We start from the raw sequence: 20,687 nt of genomic DNA on the forward strand, positions 1-20,687 counted from the left end.
AAGTGATTGTAATCGTATTTTTATAAGTGAAACATCTCTTAGGTCATGGAACGAGAAACACACATAAAATTATTTTTTTGCAACACTTTATAGATCTTATACTACCCATTCCTATTCAGAAGACGTTTACCTATTCGGTAACCGAAGACGAAGCGAATTTTTTGAAAAAAGGGATGCGTGTGGCAGTTTCTTTCGGTAAAACAAAGATGTACACTGGGTTGGTTTTTAACATTCATCAAATGGCACCTACGCTGTATGATGCAAAAGAGATTCATCAAATTTTAGATGAAGAACCCTTGGTCAATGAGCAGCAATTACAGCACTGGAGTTGGATTTCAGACTATTATATGTGTTCGTTGGGCGAGGTGTATAGAGCTTCTTTGCCCTCCGCATTTCTGCTGGAAAGTGAAACAATAATTATTAAAAGTGATGTTCCAATTGACGAATCAATATTACTCGATGACGAATTTTTAGTCTACGAAGCTTTACAGCATCAATCTCAATTAACGCTTCATCAAGTTGCTGCTATTTTAGGGAAGAAAAAAGTAATGCCGATTGTCAACACATTGATTCAGAAATCGGCCATAAGCATTCAAGAAGAAATCTACGAGCAATACAAACCCAAATTGGTCAAGTATGTTCGATTGCATCCCGATTATTCGTCAGATGCTTCTTTAGAAAAACTATTAGAAACACTTTCAAAAGCAAAAAAACAACGAGAAGCTGTTCTTGGCTTTTTCCAATTATTGTCTTCCAAAAAACCGATAAAAGCAAAAGATTTAGAAGTTAAAGCAGCCGTTTCTTCGAGTGTTTTAAAGTCGTTAGTTGACAAAAATATCTTTGAGTTTTACGAAATACAAATTGACAGAATCAGCTTTGTTGGAGACACCAATGATTTGAAGCAACTCAATGAATTTCAACAGGTTGCATTACAAGAGATCAAAGACAGTTTTCAAAAAAAAGATGTGACTCTGTTGCACGGAATTACAAGTTCTGGAAAAACAGAAGTCTATACCAAATTGATTCAAGAAGTACTTGATACTGGAAAACAGGTTTTATTTTTATTGCCTGAGATCGCATTAACAACACAAATTATTACTCGTTTACAAGTATATTTTGGAGACCAAATTTCAGTTTTTCATTCAAAATATTCGATCAACGAAAGGGTCGAAGTGTGGAAAAATGTTTTGGAAAATAAATCAAAAGCACGCATTATTTTGGGGGCCAGGTCTTCTATTTTTTTACCATTTTCGAACCTAGGACTCATTGTCGTTGATGAAGAACACGAAACTTCCTACAAACAGTTTGAACCTTCTCCGAGGTACAATGCTCGCGATGCAGCTATTGTTTTGGCAAAGATTCATAAATCAAAGATTCTTTTAGGTTCTGCTACTCCATCATTAGAGACTTCTTTTAATGCTGCTCAAAACAAATATGGTTTGGTACCTCTAAATCGACGTCATGGCAATGTACAATTGCCAAAAATCGAATTGATTGATATCAAAGAGAAGCAGCGTAAAAAAGAAATGAAAGGTCATTTTTCCGATCGAATGCTTCTATTGATTCAGGAAGCTTTGGAAGCAAAAGAACAAGTCATTTTATTTCAAAATAGACGAGGATATTCCCCCGTTGTAGAGTGCAAAACCTGTGGTGTTTCTCCAGAATGTCCAAATTGTGATGTGACCTTAACTTTTCATAAATTCAAACACGAATTGCGTTGTCACTATTGCAACTATCAGCGTGCCATGCCAAATAGCTGTGGTGCTTGTGGTAGCAATACTTTAGATACTAAAGGTTTTGGGACAGAACAAATTGAGATGGAGCTTAAAACTTTATTTCCTGATTATACGATTGGGAGAATGGATTTGGACACTACACGTGGTAAGCATGGGTATCAGAAAATCATAGGAGCCTTTGAAGCTAGGGAAATAGATGTATTGGTAGGCACCCAAATGCTTTCTAAAGGATTGGATTTTGAAAATGTATCTTTGGTTGGAATTTTGAATGCGGATAGCATGTTGAATTTTCCTGATTTTAGAGCTCATGAGCGAGCATATCAAATGATGGTACAAGTTTCGGGTAGGGCAGGGAGAAGTAAAAAACAAGGAAATGTAGCCATTCAGACTTTTAACCCCAATCATCAAATATTGCAACAAGTTTCTACGACAAGCTATTTAGCTATGTACAAGGAACAATTGCAAGAACGTTGGCAATACAAATACCCTCCGTACTTTAGATTGATTAAAATCACTTTAAAACATCGAGATTACAACAAGGTAGATAGTGGGATAGATTGGTTAGCAAAAGCCTTGCAACAATCCTTTGGAGAGTTTGTGTTGGGGCCATCTGCACCTGCTGTTTCCCGTATTCGAAATCAATATATTAAAAATTTGGTGATAAAAATTCCACCAAAGCAGTCGTTAGCTAATACTAAAAATCAGATTCTCAAAATTAGAAATACCTTTGAAGCAGTAAAAGATTATAGACCCATCCGTTTTATTATTGATGTGGATGCCTATTAGCAAATCTCTGAAATCGATTCATTGAACAAGCTATCCAATAAATATTTTTTCCCCGAAGCAACCTTTTTCATCGTTCTGTAGTCTATATAGTGTAGGCCATTAAAAACGCACCAAAATTTGAAAATAATTTCATTGCATACCCATCAAACTTCGCTGATTCAAAAGGCGATTAAGAACGACAGAGAGGCACAACAATATCTGTTTGATCAATATGCTCCAAAAATGTTGGGTGTTTGTAGGCAGTATGTAAAAGACATGCATCATGCAGAAGATTTGTTGTTGCAAGGATTTTTAAAGGTGTTTACCAATTTACACACCTTTAAAAACGAAGGAAGTTTTGAAGGTTGGATTCGTAGAATCATGGTCAACACCTGTATTTCACACCTCCGAAAAAAGAATTTGATCGATGTATCAGAGGAAGACCGTATTTTTAATGATGCTTCAACCCAAAGTCTTGAAAACACCTCTGTTGCAGACATTCAAAAAATTATCGATGCTTTGCCAGATGGTTATAAAATGGTGTTTAATTTATTCGCAATAGAAGGGTATAAGCATTCAGAAATTGCTTTAAAACTCGGTATTTCTGAAAGTACCTCCAAATCTCAATTGTTCAAGGCACGTAAACTATTACAACAAAATTATTACACAATGAATCAAACTGCTCATGGAAACAAATAAGATAGACAAAAGTATTCAAAACAAATTGAAAGACAGAACTTTTGAGCCATCTTCTTCGGCTTGGGATCGCTTATCAGTACAATTAGATACACAAGCTTCTCCAAAGAATTTTTCTTGGGCAAAGTATCTTGGGATAGCCGCTAGTATTTTGGTACTCCTTTCCGTCGGGGGATCGTTTTTTATGAATTCAACCGATCCCATCTCTAAAGACCAAGTAATTGTAAAACAGGAGATAGATACACGCCTTAACACGAAAATCACACATATTCCAGTCGAGAAGGGCGACATTATAATTACGGGTACAAAACAAAAAGAACTACAAAAAAGTACAGAAGTAAAAAAAGATCCAACAAATCCTTCTCAGGAATTTCTAGCAATAGAAGACCTCATTTCAGAAAAGGATTCTATTGAAAAGACAATAGTAATCACAAATATTGATGAAATTGTAAAGGAGTCAGAAGTGGCTTTTGTTCAACAAGAAATTTTTGAGAACACTCCTAAAAGCAGTATTCAAGTCAATAGCCAAGACTTATTGTATGCAGTGACGCATTCTCAAAACGAAATTGCTACCTACTACGCTAAAAACAATACGGATAGACAATCGGTATTGAAAACAATACAAGATGAACTCAACAAAGCGAATTTAAAAGTAGACCCGAAAACGATTTTAGCCGAAGTCGAAAGAACCCTTTTGGAAGAAACCTTTGAAAATAACTTTTTAGCGCTATTAAAGAAAAATATTTCATCACTTGCAACTGCCGTTGTTAGTAGAAATAACAACTCAACAAAAAATTGAGTTACACAGACTCATAACAACAAATTTAAATCCTATTAAATGAAAAAAGTTTTATTCCTCTTGGTGCTCTTGGTGACAGTTAGTGCGTATTCTCAACAAAAAATATTTGAAAAAGAAGTAAGCAAAATTTCTAAAGAAATTGAAAACATTACCAAAATTCAAAAAGATTCATTAAAAACCAAGGTAGCCAAGATTCAAACACGTTTGGATCAAGGAAAAATCACAAAGACCACTGCAGCTTCTTTAAAAAATGAAGCAGCAAGCTATCATGCAAAAAGAATTGAAGAGCAGGTTAGTGAGCAAGAACAATTGCTTCAAAAGTTGGTACAAGAAAAAACCAACGGTAACATTGCCAGTATGGAGGATACAAATAGAACGTTTCAAATAGGGAAGACTACTTTTCGATTGTCAGTAGATAGTGAGGATGAGGGTTCCATAGATATGGATTTTGATGAAGATAGAAAGAGTAGAAAGAAAGAACCAAAGTACAGAAGAACGACAAGTCAATTTGTGTTTGCTATGGGGGTTAATAATGTTCTTCAAGACCATGAAATCGGTTCTTTAAATCATTCAGAATATCAGTTTTGGAGATCTCATTTTTATGAAATTGGATATACCCGAAAAATGCGAATTGATAAAACTCCTTCTCAACTGTACTTCAAATATGGTTTGTCATTTTTGTGGAATAATCTTCGTCCAACAAACAATCAGCAGCATTTGGTAGAGGGAGAGAGCACTCTCTTGGTAACAAGAATTTATGAAAATTTGTCTGAAAGTAGATTGCGCCATGTACAAATGATTTTTCCAATACATTTGGAATGGGATCTGTCCAAAAATAGAATTAATAATGATGGTTATGTGGGCGATCGAAGCAATAGATCGTTTCGTTTTGGAATTGGGGGCTTTGTTGGATTTAAATTGGGTACTCGACAATATTTAGAATATAAAAAAAATGAGGGGGTTGCTATTGAAGAAGTACAATATGATAACTTTAATATGAATACTGTCAACTATGGCTTGAGTAGTTACATTGGATATAAATCGACAAGTTTGTATGTTAAATATGATCTAAATCCCTTATTTAAAAACACCACAGTACGAAACATTTCACTTGGAGTGCGTTTGGATCTGAATTAATGTGGTGCAAATAGTTATGCACATCTTTTATTTTAGACCTGTTTTAACCAGAAGTTCTCGCATTGATAGATTCAAAAAAAGCTTTTAAAATATTGTGAATAAGATGTTTTAAATACCAAAAAAGTTCCTATATTTGCAGCCTTAAAAATAATCAATAAATATTTAATTATGAATCATTACGAAACTGTTTTCATTTTGAATCCCGTTTTATCTGATACTCAGATAAAGGAAACAGTACAAAAGTTTGAGGACTATTTGGTTTCTAGAGGAGCTGAAATGGTATCTAAAGAAGATTGGGGCTTAAAAAAATTAGCTTACCCAATTCAAAAGAAAAAAAGTGGTTTTTATCACTTATTTGAGTACAAAATTTCTGGTGAAGAGATTTCAGCGTTTGAATTAGAATTTAGAAGAGATGATAGCATTATGCGCTACCTTTCTGTTAGATTGGACAAACATGCTGCAGCTTGGGCAGAAAAAAGAAGCGAACGTGTTAAATCTACAAAAAAATAAGACATGGCATCAATAGAACAACAAGCAAAAGGAGGAAAGTCTGCAGACGTTAGATATTTAACTCCCTTAGACATTGACACTAAGAAAGAAGCAAAATACTGTAGATTTAAGAAAAAAGGTATCAAGTATATCGATTATAAAGATGCAGACTTCTTAATGTATTTAGTAAACGAACAAGGTAAAATTTTACCAAGACGTTTAACAGGAACATCATTAAAATATCAACGTAAAGTTGCGCAAGCAATTAAAAGAGCGCGTCATTTAGCGTTAATGCCTTACGTTGGAGATATGTTAAAATAATAAAGAAGTAGAGATATGGAATTGATATTAAAACAAGACGTAGAAAATTTAGGATTTCAAGACGATGTTGTAACTGTGAAAAACGGATACGGTAGAAACTTTTTAATCCCTACAGGACAAGCGGTTTTAGCTACTTCATCTGCAAAGAAAGTCTTAGCAGAGAATTTAAAACAAAGAGCTTACAAAGAAGCAAAATTAATTGAAGATGCAAATGTAATTGCTGAATCAATTAAAGGATATGAAATTAAAATTGCATCTAAAGTAGGTTCAGGAGACAAATTATTTGGATCTGTAAACAACATCGACTTAGCTGCAGCATTGGCAAAAGCAGGAACAGATATTGATAAGAAATTTATCAAAGTTGTTGGTGGTTCTGTGAAAAGATTAGGGAAGTATGAAGCTTCTGTGCGTTTGCATAGAGCCGTAGTTGCTGACATTACTTTTGAAGTAATTGCTGAATAAGCATTCACTTTCAATATTAGTTAAAAAAAGCTCGTTAGAAATAACGAGCTTTTTTATTTTTGTATCAAGTTAGATTTTTTTTTCAAAAAGAGAAAACTACTGGCAAAGATTCCCAATAATTTTTATGAATAGGAAAACTCATTATGAAATACAGACAGCTTACCAAAGAACAATTTGAAAATTTGCACGAAGAGTTTGCACGTTTTTTAGCTTCACAAAGTATCGATGCTAAAGAATGGAAACAGATCAAGGCAGAGAAACCAACTATTGCAACAGACGAAATGAATGTGTTTTCAGACGTAGTTTGGGATGATGTGCTAACTAGAACTCAGTATTTAGAACATTTTTCTGAAACTACTGCGAATTTATTCAAATGTGAAGACGATGAAATTCATAGGATTGTAATTAAGATCAATTGGGATATCAATCTACTAGAACAAAAAGGTTTTGAATGGTTGATGCAAAACCCTATGGACAACTCTGTTGATATCTTTAAAGGTTCTAAGCCTTATCAAGGAGAACGTAATGTCGAATTGTTTGATTTAATTGAAAAGGGAAGTTCCGTTTCTAAAGGAGAAATTTTTGATTATTTCAATCAGTTGGTTTCATAAACACTAGATTCCTTTTTTCGCAATTTTTTACTCATATTTTGAAATCATAATTTTTTTCTTTTTTTTAATCAAACTCGCTGTTTTTAGCGATTTTATTGTGTTTTAGCTACAATTTTAAAAATCAAAAAATTGACTAATTAATTCAATATTGAATATTATTACATATATTTCTTTCATATATGAAATATTTTACGTATATGCATTTTTTTTGTAAATTTGATTTGTTTTGCAACGAAGCAATAACGGCCAAATTTTAAGATCATTAACGCACTATCAGTATTAAAAGACAACCAGAATTTAGAAAAACAGCTGTATAAAGTTGTAAAATTCTTCTCAAAAAAAGTAGAAAAATCATTCAAAGAAAGCTTGAGTTTTAAAATAGCTTTAGAGGTTATTTGGTCTAAAAATATTGCAAACAAGCAGATTTGTAATGAAGGTGGATTAAAATTAATTCGATCATAAGATGGATACATATAAAAAGTCCTCTGAATTAGGTCAAGATTTAATTTTAGCCTACCTGAAGAGCAGAATGAAAGAAAAAAAAGTCACACAAAACAAACTTGCAGAGATATTGCAAATAGGAGTGACAACCCTATATCGGTATTTTAAGAAAGAAACCCCAATGCCTTTAGGTGTTTACTTAGAAATATGTGGAGCTTTAGAATTGCGACCTTATTTGATACCCTCAGAAAAAGACAATACCGAAATGCAAAGAATGTTTTTTAGTTAACTACATTAGTAGTAAAAAAGCATTCATAATTTTTAATACGCTATATGGAGTGAAGCTATTTTCATGATGTATAGCGTAATTTTTTAAGGATATTTTTTCTTCTTAAAAATTAAAGTCTTCGAGTTTTTAAAAGAACTACGAATACAATATCAAAAATACCCCCAACAGAATCCCTGCTAAAGGAATCATTTTTTTTCGCTTGTTTTTTTCTTTAAAGACAAGACCACCCACCACTACAGCAATGAGTATTTGACTACGTTTGATTGCAGATAAGAGCATTATCAAGGCTTCTGGATCTTGTAGAGCTTTAAAATAGAAATAATCTGCCATTTGTAATAAGACACCAACCGCAACGATAGACCATCGCCAGAAAAAAGGGTCGCGTTTTTTCGGAAAAGGAAACCAGGTTACTATTACAATAGCGAATAATAGCAGCACTGTATAGCTACAAAACCAAAATTGTAAGGTTTGCGGATTCAATACCAAACGCTGAATTAAGAACTTGTCATACAAGCCACTAGAGGCTCCTAGGAATGTTGCTCCAATAATGGCAAAAACCCATTTGTTTCTTTTAAAGTAGATCCCCTCTTTCTTTCCTATTTTAGAATATCCAAGAACAGACAAAATAATAAGTATAAAGCCAACCCATTGTATTCGGTTGGGTTGTTCATTATAAATTAAAATGGCACCGATAAAAGTAAAAAAAGGTCCAGCAGAACGTATCGGTGTCACAATAGTCAAGGGTAGATGTTTTAAGGCTTGATAGGCCAAGATCCAGGAAGTTGTCATCATCACCGCCTTTACAAAAATAAAACCATGAGTTTCCCATGGAATAGGAGTAATGTAAAGGCCAACTTGTTGTGTATATTCAGGAAAAAATAGAGAGCCTAGATAACAAGGAGCTAATATCAAAAAACCTGAAAAAACAGTACCCAAAAGTACTGGTAATACAGCGTTGCCTTGAACAGCATGTTTTTTACATAAATTATGCAGTCCTAAAAAAAGTGCAGCCAATAAACCCAAATACATCCACATGGCGCGAATATAGTTTTTAAAGGTATTTGATGATTAGAATAGTTGTATTTTTTTAATAGAAAGGATTCTTCGAGATGATGTCTGGGAGTTTCTTATAAAATTTAGATTTTTGATCTTTTCAGGTCAAAATGAAACGAGTGAACTCTATGGCTCTGCTTCAAGCTTTGCTCGTTTCAAGATTTTTTTATTCACACCACAAAAAATCAGTAGAAAGAGATTTATAAGCTTCGTTGAGCTACTAAAATTCGTGCCGCTGTTCCTTGGTAGAAGAGGCGCTTAATAATTGATTAAAGGTTCTAATCAGATCAAAGTTCGTGGTAATCTGTTCAGAAACCCCAATGCCAGTAACTCCTGTTTTTAAAATTTCGGTCACATCAGTGGTGGTGATCCCACCAAATCCAATCATGGGTGTTTCTGTTTCTAAGGACTCTAAGATGGCTTTATACCCTTTCAAACCCATAGCTGGATGAATATTCTCTTTGATTTCTTTATTTCTAAAGGGAGTCAAACAAATATAATCCACTTCGTTCTTAATATGATTTTTACACTCTTGTAGGGTGTTTGCAGTTCCTCCAATCATTTGCCATAAGGTGTACAAATGCATCCTAACGATAGTAGGGCAGGAGTCATTTTTTTCTAAACGAACTCCATCCGCTTTGATGTCTTTTGCAATTTTATAATGTCCATTAAGAATCAATCGTGTTTGAAAATGCGAAGTAATTTCTCGAGCAGCTGCTGCGGTTTCTAAAATTTTTTTATCGGAAACATTTCTTAAACACAATTCGACTAACTCCGCACCAGAAGTACAAGCTTTTTGAATGTTTTCTAAATGCTCTTTCGGAGAGTTTCCTTGAGAAATATAATGTAGCTTGGGAATGATCATAACGATATTGAGACTATTCGAGAATGTTCCATAAAATTTGACTCCAAACGTTTTAGCGCTGGATGCATCTTTTCTGCATAAATCACAAACTGGCATTTGTGTATGCTTTGAGTAATTGAAATCAAATCGGCAGTTGATGTTCCTTGTGCTAAAAAATCGGCATCATCAATGCTTAAAATCTTGACTTGTGTCGTATTTACTCCCTCCAGCAAAAGCAACTTATTCATTTGTTTGGTTGTAGAGATCAAAATATCAACACCTTCAAAAATTTCTGATTTTAACAAATCAATATGAGATTTTTCATCTGCTAGATAAACACGTACATCGGTGTATCTTGTGTATTTTGAAAACTCTTCATAGATTTCCAATGCATCATCATTTGAGCCTACAAGAACAATAGCTCTGGGTGCGGTACCAAACTCTTCACATTTAATTTTGTGCAAAGTGGTTAAAATCAAAGTAGTTGTTTTTCCAAGATCTTTTTCGGCTATACAAAAAACACTGGTTCCGCTTTTTATGGTTGGAATACTCGCTTTCTGAAAGGGAGTAGGACTGGTGATTTCTTTAGAATCAAGAAAGGCTTTAAGATGTGGGTGTAATTTTTTAAATGGCATAGGAAATAAAAAAATATGTTGTCAAATAATTGCAGCAAATGTACAACTTAATTGGCGTAGATATTTTATCTATTGATTCACATAAAGGATTTTACTTTCATTGTGAGATTATTTTTACAGGTTCTCTGTAAATGCAAATTGGTATTGTGTGCTCATGCTATTTATTAGATTTTTGTATTTTTACTAACGAAAATGAATTGTTCATACCCCATAGTAAAAAATTGCAATTTTTCATTTTTATAAAATCGTAAATACTTGACATTAATTAGATTGAAACTGACTGTAAAGATTCTGTATATAGATTATAAACAATAAATTGACTTTAGTTTTGTACTATAATTTATATTATGTTAAATAGAGTTTTTAAACAAGCTGTGATAACTCAATCTTCCCCCTTCTATTCAGATTAGTGAAAACATAAAAAGAAATATTTCTTGTGTGCTTAAATTCAATATTTTTGCATAAATATGTGTAGAATGGTTTTAGAAGTAATTTACGAGGATGAATACTGCATTTGTATCAGTAAACCGAATAATGTAGTGGTGCATCATTCATATCTTTCAAGAAATGTTGCCGATGAAGAATCATTATTGCAATTGTTGGAAGCACAATTTGGTAAAAAAATGTATCCTGTACACCGACTGGATCGTAAAACTTCGGGCATCATCTTGTTGGCTAAAGAGACAAGCTATGTCGCTAAATTTCAGGAATTATTTACCCTTGGAGAAATTCAAAAAACCTACTATGGGGTTGTTCGAGGACACGCTCCAGAATCAAAAATTATCGATACCCCTGTGAAGGGAAAAGATGGAAAATCTCATAAAGAAGCACTTACCCATTTAAAAACGCTGGAGACTATCGTTTTGGACATTCCAGTTAGACCCTATCACACCTCACGTTATAGTTTAGTAGAATTACAGCCAAAGACGGGAAGAATGCATCAATTGAGAGCGCATACGCTCAAAATCAGTCATCCTTTAATTGGTGATGCAAAATATGGGGACAAACACCATGATATCATGTTTGAAAGAAATTTTGGTTGGAAAAATTTATTTTTGCATGCTGGAAGCTTGGTCTTTAAACATCCCTATACAGAAGAACTTTTAAACTTAAAAAGCAAATTCCCAGAAGATTGGAATTCTCTTTTTAGAGAGTTTCAATGGAAAAATCCACATGAATAAAGTGTTATTCTTCAATTACTTTTAACACTAATTTTCCGTTTTTTTCACCAGAAAAAAGACGCTCATAGGTTTCTTGAAAATTCTCAATTCCCTCATAAATGTCTTCTCTAGATTTTAATTTTCCTTCTTTCAACCAAGCTCCCATTTCTTTGGCTGCAATCCCAAAATCTTTGATATAGTCCATTACCACCATACCTTGCATGGTAGAACGGGTGACTAAAAGAGATAAATAATTGCTTGGTCCGTTTATTTTGTGCTTGTTGTTGTACTGTGATATTGCTCCACAGATAACAACTCTGGCATGCATTCGTAATTTACTCAAAGCAGCATCTAAAATCATTCCTCCTACGTTGTCGAAAAAAACATCAACTCCCCTAGGACATTTTTTCTTTAATGCTGTGTAAATATTTTCTGACTTGTAATCAATCGCTTCATCAAATCCCAACTCATTGATAAGATATTCACATTTATTTTGACCTCCAGCAATTCCAATTACGGTACAGCCTTTGATTTTTGCAATCTGACCAACAATACTTCCAACAGCGCCAGCAGCTCCAGAAACTAAAACAATATCTCCTTCTTTAATTTTTCCAACTTCGGTAATTCCAAAATAAGCAGTCATACCTGGCATTCCCAAGGTCCCTAAATACATTGGCATGGAGGCCAAACCCTCATCAACTTTATACCACCCATCTCCGTTTCCAATGGCATATTGCTGAACTCCTCCCCAACTTGTTACACAATCTCCAATTTCAAATTTTGAATTATTATGGGTAGCAATCACTTTTCCAATAGAACCCGAACGCATTACATCTCCTACAGCAACGGGAGGAATATATGATTTTGTATCATTCATCCAACCCCGCATAGCAGGATCCAATGAGATATAATGATGCTGAACGAGGATTTCTCCATGCTGTAATTCAGGTACGGGATGCTCTTGTAGTTCCCAAGTTGCTGCATCTGGAGTTCCTAGGGGTCTTTTCTTAAATATGATTTGTTTATTGTTCATTGGGGGTTGTTTTGTGCCTAAATATACTATTTTTTAATAATTCAGCAGTAATTTTAAATGTTTTTCAAAACTACTTTTTGCCAAATACTGATTTTCTAAATCTCCTTGAAAAGGAATGGGTGTCTCTAAACTCCCAACTCTTTTGACTGGTGCATCTAGATATTCAAAACAGTTTTCAGTAATCAATGCAGATATATCGCTTGCAATTCCGCCAAAAAGAGAGTCTTCTTGAAGTATGATTGCTTTCCCCGTTTTTTGAACCGATGCATACAGCGTTTCTACATCCAAAGGTTGTAAAGTTCTCAAATCGATCAAATCTGCAGCAATCGAGGGATTTTTTTCTAAAGTATCTAAAGCCCAGTGTACCCCTGCTCCGTAGGTTATGATTGTAATTTGACTTCCTGACTTGATTAGATTTGCTTTTCCGATTTCAATGGTGAAATACTCCTCACTGACTTCTTGATAAATTGAACGATACAAAGCTTTGTGTTCAAAAAATAAAACAGGATTTGGATCATTAATCGCTTCTGCCAACAAGCCTTTGGCATCTTGAGGAAAAGCTGGATACACGACTTTTAGTCCTGGTGTCTTGGTAAACCATGCTTCGTTGGTCTGGCTGTGAAAAGGGCCCGCTCCTACTCCGGCTCCACATGGCATTCGTATGACCACATCTGCTTTTTCGTTCCAGCGATAATGTGATTTTGCTAATAAATTTACCACGGGATTAAAACCTGAGGTTACAAAATCTGCAAATTGCATTTCCATCATCACTTTCATTCCGTTTACAGACAAGCCATATGCAGTTGCAACAATTGCCGACTCGCAAATCGGTGTATTTCGAACCCTCGCCTCTCCGAATTTCTCTAAAAATCCGTCTGTAATTTTAAAAACTCCTCCGTAACTGGCAATATCTTGTCCCATCAAAATCAATTCATCGTATTTTTCCATGGATTGAAAAAGCCCTTCTGAAATGGCATCTACAAAACGAATGTTCTTCTTGTGTGGAGAAGGAACTATTTCTTGAAACAAATGCTCTTTAAAGACATCTGCCAATTCTGTTTCTACATTGGGAACAATTTTTTCTTCTTCAAAGGCAATGGTTAGGTGGGCATCGATTTCAGATTTTATTTCTGAATGTAAACTTGCAATCATTTCAGGAGTTAGACAGTCTTTCTCCAATAAATATTTTTCAAAATTGATAAGTGGATCTTTGGTTTTCCATTCCTGAATTAATTCTTGAGGTACATAGGAAGTACCACTAGCTTCCTCATGTCCGCGAAGACGAAAGGTTTTAAATTCGATTAAAACAGGTCTTGGATTGTTTCGAACACTTTCTGCAATTTTTGAAACTTTGGAATACACTTCCAAAATATCGTTTCCTTCTATAATGTGACTTTCCATTCCATACCCAATTCCTTTATCGGCTAAATGTTCGCAATTGAATTGTTCACTTGTAGGGGTTGACAGTCCGTACCCATTATTTTCGATACAAAACAATACGGGGAGCTTCCAAACAGAAGCAACATTTAAGGCTTCGTGAAAATCCCCTTCACTGGTGCCTCCATCTCCAGTAAATACTGCACAAACTTGTTTACGATTTTTAATTTTATTGGCTAATGCAATACCGTCTGCAACTCCAAACTGAGGCCCTAAGTGAGAAATCATTCCTACAATATGATACTTTTGTGTTCCAAAATGAAAACTCCGGTCTCTTCCTTTTGTAAAGCCGTTCATCTTTCCTTGCCATTGCGAGAACAATCGGGAGAGTGGGATTTTTCGAGTAGTAAAGACGCCCAAGTTTCGATGCATAGGCAACATGTACTCATCTGGCTGAAGTGCCATAGCAACTCCAACTGAGATGGCTTCTTGTCCAATTCCTGAAAACCACTTCGAAACTTTTCCTTGACGCAATAAAATCAACATCTTTTCCTCGATCAAGCGAGGTTTTAACATGTTTTCATACAATTCAATCAAGGTCTCTTTTGAAAAGGAATACGTACTATCGTTGGATTTATAAAACATGTAAGTTTTTGTTTGTTGGTATACAAACATAAAAAATCCTCATCAAATGATGAGGATTTAATAATAAATATGTTCGATAATCTATAATTCTTTAAAAATAGCGTGCATCATTCGTTTTTTATCGTTGATGCTTTCTTCCAACGCAATCATGGTTTCTGTTCTATTGACCCCAGGAATTTCATCAATAGCATAAATAATATCTTTGGCATCTGATGTTCCTTTAGCTCTTACTTTACAGAAAATATTATACATCCCTGCCACTACATATGCAACAGTTACATTTGGAATTTTACGTAAATCCTCAATTACATTTTGTGTCTTAGAGGTTTTGTCTAGAAAAATACCTACATGAGCGATGAATGAATAGCCCATTTTTTCATAATTAAGCGTTAATGTTGAACCTTGAATTATACCTTCATCTTCCATTTTTTTTACACGAACGTGAATGGTTCCTGCAGAAACTAATAATTTTTTTGCGATGTCTGTAAATGGGGTTCTAGCGTTTTCGATTAGGATGTCTAAAATTTGATGATCGATTTCATCTAGCATGTATTTTTTCATAATTGCGTATAATTCAAATATATTGACAAATATATGAATTTAATTTATAAAAATTGTAAAAACAATGAAAAAAATTTAAGAAAATTAGCAATCGCAAACGATTTCGTTATGAGAAAGATATGATTTTAGATCATTATCTGCTACTTTTTGCAGATCAAAGACTAATTGATTGTTAATAATTTTTTCTTCATATTGAAAAGCAACATCCTTTTTTTGGGAAGTTGGATACCGATGAATAACATCATAGAAATTTTGTATGTTGTTTGGAATGTTGAAATATTCCTCATAGGCTTCAAAAACATCGTTGCTAGCAATATGATAGATTCCTTGTACAAGGGCGAAAAAATTATACTTTCTAGTCACTTCTCTCTCATAGTCATTTGGGAAATGACCTGCTTCTATTAAAATCGTGTTATAGCCCAATTTTTGAAAGGTATCCCCAGTAGCAGTTGGGTAAAATTCATCAGTATAGCGCCCCACTGCATTTGGAATGACTTGCTGCAACACCTTATTCATAGCAACAATGACATTCATCGTTTGTTTTCTGCCAAGGGTAAGTGCTCTGCTTACTTCTTCTGAAGGAGCTAAAAAAGAAATCGTAGCAGGGTGTTTGCTTCCTTCAACTCCAAAAATAGTCCGTTGATCGTGTAAATTGAAACAAAAATCAGGCTGAATACTGTCTAATACAGATCTTAGAAGTTTACTTTCAACTGCTGTTCTATCTACAGCGTCTCTATTCAAGTCTACCTTGTTGGCATTTACTCGGGTATAAACCTCCGATCCATCCGGGTTGAGCATCGGGATTATATATAAGGTACATTCCGTTAAAATCTTTTCTATACAAGGTTCTGAGTTCAATCCAAGGGTGTTTAACAAATCGAAAACAGCTTTGGTACCAGTACTTTCATTTCCATGCATCTGACTCCAAATAAGAATTTTCTTTTTTCCAGTTCCTATTTTGATACGGTAAATCGACCTTTGCTGTTCTGAAAAACCTATTTCTTGTACCTCAATCTTTTTCTGATGATTTAAAAGAATTGGTGCGATGTCTTTTAGGCGAATCCATCTCCCAAACAAAGCGGTCTCTTTTCCTTTGTCAAATAATTCATCTAAAATACTCAGGGATAGGAATGGCATAAAATGGGATCTAAAATTTATGCCTCAAAAATACAGAATTCCATTTTGGTAACAAATCATTTTTTTACAATTGTAAAACAACTATTTATTACAATTGTAAACTGCTCTTGATGGAATGTTCATTACTTCTGTAAACAGTTTCCTCACGGTTTAATTTTGTAACCATCAAAATAAATGATACAATATAGATTTTCTATTTAATTTATTTAAAATTAACTTTTTCAATGCTTTATAAAGTTTACTTAAAGTTTTAATTTAATATATAGCAACTGTTTTTGTTAAAGTTATGTTTCTCATTGCTTATTCAGGAAACTTGAGTTACTTTTGTAACATAAATATAAATTACATTGGTAAACACTACTGAATTTACAAATCGATTGAAAGAAGTGATGGACTTTCATCAGCTTACGGCCTCTTTATTTGCAGATAAGATTGGTGTGCAGCGTTCTAGTATCTCACATATTTTATCAGGTAGAAACAAACCAAGTTTGGATTTTGTCCTCAAAGTGACCTCAATCTTTTCTGATGTAGATCTGTATTGGCTCTTAAATGGTGTTGGTGTATTTCCAAAAACAAGCACTTCCACTCCACCACACGCTTCTCTACAAAAAAATCCAGGGCTATTTCCCACCACAGATGAGGATGCTGCTAAAAAAATCAAACGAATAGTCGTCTTTTACCAAGATGGTACTTTTGAAGAATATCAGAAATAGTGCTCTGTCTATAGATAGTTGCTTTATGCTATGGAAAATTATAAAAAAAACATATAAATTATATAAATATTAATTAATGATCAATTAGTAATATTGATATCACCATTCCCCTTAAAATAAGAACATAAAAAAGTCCTACACGAAGCAGGACTAAAGATTTTCATCTACGGCATATAGCCTTATTGTGATAAGATTAAAGATTAGGATTTTTAATCTAAACAAATATAGTGAATATATATTCACAAAATAAAAAGTTTTTTCCTCGTTTTTTTTAATATAAATTTTATCTTTATTAAAAAAATAGAAATCAATGATGAAGAAGCTTGGAATAAGTTCAGGACCCCATAGTATCGGGTGGGCTTTGATTGAAAGCAATAGCATTTTAGGCATGGGGAGTCGTATTTTTCCTGAAGGGGTTCTTGACCTTGGAAAAGGAGAAGGGCGCGAAACTTCCAAAAATGCAAGTAGAACAGAAGATAGAGGAAAAAGACGTCAAATTTTTAGAAGAAAAATTAGAAAAAAAATCTTATTGAGACTATTAACAGCTAATGGTTTATGCCCAGTTGAAGCTTCTTTGGTTACAAATTGGAACGGTCCTACATTTTTTAAGAATCCAATAATTTCACAATGGTTTCATATGAATCCCTACTCGATACGATCTAGGGCTATTAAAGAAAAAATTTCTTTGTTTGAAATAGGTAGAATTTTTTACCATATGATTCAACGAAGAGGCTTTTTAAGCAATAGCAGAACCGCTAGTGCCGACGTAAAGAAAACCAGTGTGTTGTATAAGGGAGAGGCGTTAATCGGTAAAATTGGAATTGAGAATACCCTTGATCATGTTGCTAAAAGCAAAACATTAGGAAACTATTTGTTTTCAATTTTCCCAAAAGAAAATGAGCCCTATGATGGCGAAATGGAGCGAATTAGAAATAGATACACCACAAGACAAATGTATATCGATGAGTTTGAAGCAATCTGGAAGTTTCAAGAACAGTTTCATCCCGAATTGACCGAGACATTAAAATCGAATATTGGTGGACGTAAAAAAGACAAGTATCCTCAAGACGGTGTTTTGTTTTACCAAAGACCCCTCCGCTCTCAGAAACATTTGGTGGGCTACTGTCATTTTGAACCTAAAAAAACCAAATGTCCACAAAGTGCTATTCCTTTTGAATTATTTCGAATCTATCAATGGGTCAATACGATTTCCTGTGATTTCAAGGGAGAAAAACAAACGATTACTGCCCAAGAAAGAAAAAAAATTATTGCGCTTTTACTTTCAAAAGAGAAAATTCGTTTCAAAGAGATCAGAAAAAAACTCGGAAAGTTGGATACAGCATATCAATTTAATTATAAGGATCTAGATCAAATAATTGGATCTCACACCATCAGTCATTTATCTCATAAAAAATTCTTTGGCCCTCAATGGTTTGATTTTTCAGAAAAAGAACAAGAAGATATCTGGCATGTTCTGTATTTTTTTGACGATCGAGAAAAATTGAAGGGATATGCGAAAAAACATTGGGGCTTTGACGAAGATCAAGCAACTCTAATTTCTAAATTCAACCTAAAAGAAGGCTATGCAAGTCTGAGTAGAAAAGCCATTCGCTCTATTCTTCCTTTTTTAAAACTTGGGTTTGTGTATGATATTGCAGTCGCTTTTGCGGGTGTGAAAAATGTACTCGGAAACGATTGGTATCAAAACGAAAAATTTTTGTTAATCAGTATTCCAGAAATTGTAAGCTCCAATTTAAAAGTTGGCTACATTGAGCCCTTAAAAACCATGTTGCAAAATATGTTTCATTGTACGGAAAAACAATTAGTAAAACTATACCATCCCACTACCTCTATTAAAACTACTGAAATTTTAGAAAAACTTCCTGTAGATGATAAAGCAGACAAAGAGCTCCTGAAGATTAAAAATCCTGTTGTAACTTCAGTACTGTTTGAAATTAGAAAATTAGTAAATGAACTAATCGAGGCCTATGGTAAGCCCGACGAAATTAATATAGAATTAGCACGTGATTTAAAGGCTTCAAAGAAAAGTCGATATGAAACAAGAAGAAAACAACAATTTTTTGCAAAGGAAGACGACCGAGTAAAAAAAGAACTTATGCTACTTGGACAACAAATCAACCATAGTAATATCTTGAAATACAAACTTTGGGAAGAATGCAATTATACCTGTCCGTACTCAGGAAAAGCCATACGTATTTCTCAACTTTTTACGGAAGAAATACATATAGATCACATTTTTCCTTGGAGTCGTTCATTAGACGATCGATTTACCAATAAGACACTCTGTTATGCTACTGAAACTATCGCAAAAGGAAATAAAACCCCCTATGAATATTATAGTACACAAGGAGATCAGAAATGGGAGGAAGTAAAAATGCAAGCACTGAATTGTTTTAAAGATAAATATCCTAGCTATCCCAATGCCTACTCTAAATTCAAACATTTTGTCCAAAAAAAGCATGATGAAGGTTTTATTAGTAGACATTTGAACGATACTCGATATATCAGCAGAGAAACAAAAAATTACCTTTCTAAAATTTGTGGGAGTGTGTTGGTAGCCTCTGGACATATGACAGCGAGACTAAGACATCATTGGGGATTGAACAGTATTTTAAATACTCAAGAAGATACCAAAACCAGAGATGATTACAGACATCAAGCTATCGATGCTTTAGTGATAGCATGTACAACAAGAAGTCATTTGCAAGAATTGAAAAAAAGAAATCGCTATCATAAGAACCAAGAGCTCAAAGACTTTCCTATCCCTTGGGCACATTTTAAAGAAGATGCCGAAAACGCAATTACACAAATTCTAATTTCTCATAAAAAGCAAAAGAAATTGCTATCTGTTAGAACCCACAAAACTATTAAAAAAGGGGTAGAATACAAGAATATTGGAATTGCTGCCAGAGGACAATTGCACAATGAATCTGTGTATGGCTTAAGACAATCACCACAATCTAATAAAGCATTTCACATTAGAAAACCATTAGAAAGTTTGACTACAGAAAAACAGTTAGACAAAATTGTAGACCCCTCCATTCATTTTTTAATACTTCAAAGAATTAATCATTTAGGTGGTTTTATCAGTGGTAAAATTCCTAATGAAACCTTTTTTACAATCAATGAAAAGGGTCTCAAGCAACCTCAAATTTTTTTACCAAATAAAAATGGTTTGCCTGTAGCTATTAAAAAAGTAAGAATTAAAGAAAATATAAGAAAAGCAGAACAACTTAAAAGAGAAACTAATCAGTATGTAAACCCGATGAATAATCATCATGTACTGATTTATAAAGATTTAGATGGCAACCTTTATGAGGAGGTCGTTACCTTTTGGACAGCAGTAGAAAGAAAAAGACAGGGACAACCCGTCGTTCAGTTACCAAAAAACGGTACTGAAATAGTAACTACTTTAGAAATCAATGATATGTTTTTACTAGGTTTAGAGGAGGAAGATATTGATTGGAATGCTATAGATTATAGACTATTGCAAGATCATTTATATCGAGTTCAAAAATTTTCATCCAAGGATTATTATTTTAGAAAGCATTACGAAAGTACATTAGATGGGGATTTAGGTAAGGCATACGAATATATCAAAGGTTTTGGAAATGGAAAAACAGGATGGAAAACCTTCAATCCAATTAAAGTGAAAGTCAATAGTATTGGTATTATCAAAAAAGTATACAATACTTCTTTTTTACAAAGTTCAATGACAATTCGAAAAAAAACTAAAGAAATTTCTTAATCAAGTAGGTAATC

General features: G+C 33.9%; 19 protein-coding genes. 12 read left to right on the forward strand and 7 right to left on the reverse strand.

The window, feature by feature from the left end; translation table 11 throughout:
* The first annotated feature begins 77 nt into the window (after positions 1-77).
* The 9 genes from priA to RRF69_RS10810 all read left to right on the forward strand — a co-directional run bounded on the left by priA (position 78) and on the right by RRF69_RS10810 (position 7,746).
* A complete protein-coding gene (gene priA / locus RRF69_RS10770) occupies positions 78-2,522 on the forward strand; it encodes a primosomal protein N' (RefSeq protein ID WP_316939783.1) in 2,445 nt (814 codons plus the stop codon).
* Between the two features lie 117 nt (positions 2,523-2,639).
* Positions 2,640-3,200, forward strand: a complete 561-nt coding sequence (locus tag RRF69_RS10775; RefSeq protein ID WP_316939784.1) for a sigma-70 family RNA polymerase sigma factor — start codon at positions 2,640-2,642, stop codon at positions 3,198-3,200.
* A complete protein-coding gene (locus RRF69_RS10780) occupies positions 3,187-3,996 on the forward strand; it encodes a hypothetical protein (RefSeq protein WP_316939786.1) in 810 nt (269 codons plus the stop codon). Before RRF69_RS10775 ends, RRF69_RS10780 begins: the two co-directional genes overlap by 14 nt.
* Positions 3,997-4,035: 39 nt before the next feature.
* A complete protein-coding gene (locus tag RRF69_RS10785; RefSeq protein ID WP_316939787.1) occupies positions 4,036-5,133 on the forward strand; it encodes a hypothetical protein in 1,098 nt (365 codons plus the stop codon).
* Between the two features lie 168 nt (positions 5,134-5,301).
* Complete coding sequence (rpsF, locus tag RRF69_RS10790; RefSeq protein ID WP_316939789.1) at positions 5,302-5,643, forward strand: 30S ribosomal protein S6; 342 nt, start codon at positions 5,302-5,304, stop codon at positions 5,641-5,643.
* A 3-nt stretch (positions 5,644-5,646) separates the two neighbouring features.
* Positions 5,647-5,943: a 30S ribosomal protein S18 gene (gene rpsR / locus RRF69_RS10795; RefSeq protein ID WP_237589689.1), complete on the forward strand. Its 297-nt coding sequence runs from the start codon at positions 5,647-5,649 to the stop codon at positions 5,941-5,943.
* A gap of 15 nt (positions 5,944-5,958) precedes the next feature.
* Positions 5,959-6,405: a 50S ribosomal protein L9 gene (rplI, locus tag RRF69_RS10800; protein ID WP_316939790.1), complete on the forward strand. Its 447-nt coding sequence runs from the start codon at positions 5,959-5,961 to the stop codon at positions 6,403-6,405.
* Positions 6,406-6,548: 143 nt separating this feature from the next.
* On the forward strand, positions 6,549-7,016 hold the full coding sequence (locus RRF69_RS10805; protein WP_316939791.1) for a DUF6495 family protein: 468 nt from the start codon (positions 6,549-6,551) through the stop codon (positions 7,014-7,016).
* A 463-nt stretch (positions 7,017-7,479) separates the two neighbouring features.
* Positions 7,480-7,746, forward strand: a complete 267-nt coding sequence (locus RRF69_RS10810) for a helix-turn-helix transcriptional regulator (RefSeq protein ID WP_316939792.1) — start codon at positions 7,480-7,482, stop codon at positions 7,744-7,746.
* Between the two features lie 135 nt (positions 7,747-7,881).
* On the opposite strand, the gene RRF69_RS10815 is transcribed toward RRF69_RS10810, so the two are convergent.
* The 3 genes from RRF69_RS10815 to RRF69_RS10825 form a co-directional block, all read right to left on the reverse strand.
* Positions 7,882-8,781 (reverse strand): DMT family transporter, encoded by a 900-nt coding sequence (locus RRF69_RS10815; RefSeq protein WP_316939793.1) that lies wholly within the window; start codon positions 8,779-8,781, stop codon positions 7,882-7,884.
* 238 nt (positions 8,782-9,019) lie between these two features.
* On the reverse strand, positions 9,020-9,664 hold the full coding sequence (locus tag RRF69_RS10820) for a thiamine phosphate synthase (protein ID WP_316939794.1): 645 nt from the start codon (positions 9,662-9,664) through the stop codon (positions 9,020-9,022).
* The gene (locus RRF69_RS10825; protein ID WP_316939795.1) at positions 9,661-10,278 is read right to left on the reverse strand and encodes a DEAD/DEAH box helicase; all 618 of its coding nucleotides are present in this window, start codon (positions 10,276-10,278) and stop codon (positions 9,661-9,663) included. Before RRF69_RS10825 ends, RRF69_RS10820 begins: the two co-directional genes overlap by 4 nt.
* 476 nt (positions 10,279-10,754) lie before the next feature.
* Here RRF69_RS10825 and RRF69_RS10830 point away from each other — a divergent pair, with 476 nt between their 5' ends.
* On the forward strand, positions 10,755-11,459 hold the full coding sequence (locus tag RRF69_RS10830; protein ID WP_316939796.1) for a pseudouridine synthase: 705 nt from the start codon (positions 10,755-10,757) through the stop codon (positions 11,457-11,459).
* A 4-nt stretch (positions 11,460-11,463) separates the two neighbouring features.
* Here RRF69_RS10830 and RRF69_RS10835 read toward each other — a convergent pair whose 3' ends face one another.
* From RRF69_RS10835 to RRF69_RS10850, 4 genes are all read right to left on the reverse strand, one after another.
* Positions 11,464-12,471, reverse strand: coding sequence for an NADP-dependent oxidoreductase (locus RRF69_RS10835; RefSeq protein ID WP_316939797.1), 1,008 nt, complete (start codon positions 12,469-12,471; stop codon positions 11,464-11,466).
* A gap of 33 nt (positions 12,472-12,504) precedes the next feature.
* Positions 12,505-14,493, reverse strand: coding sequence for a thiamine pyrophosphate-dependent enzyme (locus RRF69_RS10840; protein ID WP_316939798.1), 1,989 nt, complete (start codon positions 14,491-14,493; stop codon positions 12,505-12,507).
* Between the two features lie 81 nt (positions 14,494-14,574).
* Positions 14,575-15,054 carry an Lrp/AsnC family transcriptional regulator gene (locus RRF69_RS10845; protein WP_316939800.1) on the reverse strand — a complete coding sequence of 160 codons (480 nt, stop codon included), beginning with the start codon at positions 15,052-15,054 and terminating at the stop codon, positions 14,575-14,577.
* An 84-nt stretch (positions 15,055-15,138) separates the two neighbouring features.
* Positions 15,139-16,191, reverse strand: a complete 1,053-nt coding sequence (locus RRF69_RS10850; protein WP_316939801.1) for a M14 family zinc carboxypeptidase — start codon at positions 16,189-16,191, stop codon at positions 15,139-15,141.
* A 347-nt stretch (positions 16,192-16,538) separates the two neighbouring features.
* Here RRF69_RS10850 and RRF69_RS10855 point away from each other — a divergent pair, with 347 nt between their 5' ends.
* Both RRF69_RS10855 and cas9 read left to right on the forward strand, forming a co-directional pair.
* Positions 16,539-16,904: a helix-turn-helix transcriptional regulator gene (locus RRF69_RS10855; protein WP_316939802.1), complete on the forward strand. Its 366-nt coding sequence runs from the start codon at positions 16,539-16,541 to the stop codon at positions 16,902-16,904.
* 310 nt (positions 16,905-17,214) lie between these two features.
* Positions 17,215-20,673, forward strand: coding sequence for a type II CRISPR RNA-guided endonuclease Cas9 (cas9, locus tag RRF69_RS10860; protein WP_316939803.1), 3,459 nt, complete (start codon positions 17,215-17,217; stop codon positions 20,671-20,673).
* Positions 20,674-20,687: the final 14 nt, after the last annotated feature.

Origin of the sequence: Polaribacter sp. HL-MS24 (genome assembly GCF_032758595.1) — a bacterium.
In the GTDB taxonomy this organism is placed as follows: domain Bacteria; phylum Bacteroidota; class Bacteroidia; order Flavobacteriales; family Flavobacteriaceae; genus Polaribacter.

Excerpts from the sequence above, each read along its gene's own strand:
- RRF69_RS10785 (WP_316939787.1), top strand. The coding sequence starts at position 4,036 with ATGAAAAAAGTTTTATTCCTCTTGGTGCTCTTGGTGACAGTTAGTGCG.
- cas9 (WP_316939803.1), top strand. The coding sequence starts at position 17,215 with ATGATGAAGAAGCTTGGAATAAGTTCAGGACCCCATAGTATCGGGTGG.
- RRF69_RS10835 (WP_316939797.1), bottom strand. The coding sequence starts at position 12,471 with ATGAACAATAAACAAATCATATTTAAGAAAAGACCCCTAGGAACTCCA.
- RRF69_RS10825 (WP_316939795.1), bottom strand. The coding sequence starts at position 10,278 with ATGCCATTTAAAAAATTACACCCACATCTTAAAGCCTTTCTTGATTCT.
- RRF69_RS10805 (WP_316939791.1), top strand. The coding sequence starts at position 6,549 with ATGAAATACAGACAGCTTACCAAAGAACAATTTGAAAATTTGCACGAA.
- RRF69_RS10830 (WP_316939796.1), top strand. The coding sequence starts at position 10,755 with ATGGTTTTAGAAGTAATTTACGAGGATGAATACTGCATTTGTATCAGT.
- RRF69_RS10820 (WP_316939794.1), bottom strand. The coding sequence starts at position 9,664 with ATGATCATTCCCAAGCTACATTATATTTCTCAAGGAAACTCTCCGAAA.
- RRF69_RS10840 (WP_316939798.1), bottom strand. The coding sequence starts at position 14,493 with ATGTTTTATAAATCCAACGATAGTACGTATTCCTTTTCAAAAGAGACC.
- rplI (WP_316939790.1), top strand. The coding sequence starts at position 5,959 with ATGGAATTGATATTAAAACAAGACGTAGAAAATTTAGGATTTCAAGAC.
- RRF69_RS10810 (WP_316939792.1), top strand. The coding sequence starts at position 7,480 with ATGGATACATATAAAAAGTCCTCTGAATTAGGTCAAGATTTAATTTTA.
- RRF69_RS10780 (WP_316939786.1), top strand. The coding sequence starts at position 3,187 with ATGGAAACAAATAAGATAGACAAAAGTATTCAAAACAAATTGAAAGAC.
- RRF69_RS10850 (WP_316939801.1), bottom strand. The coding sequence starts at position 16,191 with ATGCCATTCCTATCCCTGAGTATTTTAGATGAATTATTTGACAAAGGA.
- rpsF (WP_316939789.1), top strand. The coding sequence starts at position 5,302 with ATGAATCATTACGAAACTGTTTTCATTTTGAATCCCGTTTTATCTGAT.
- RRF69_RS10815 (WP_316939793.1), bottom strand. The coding sequence starts at position 8,781 with ATGTGGATGTATTTGGGTTTATTGGCTGCACTTTTTTTAGGACTGCAT.
- RRF69_RS10845 (WP_316939800.1), bottom strand. The coding sequence starts at position 15,054 with ATGAAAAAATACATGCTAGATGAAATCGATCATCAAATTTTAGACATC.
- rpsR (WP_237589689.1), top strand. The coding sequence starts at position 5,647 with ATGGCATCAATAGAACAACAAGCAAAAGGAGGAAAGTCTGCAGACGTT.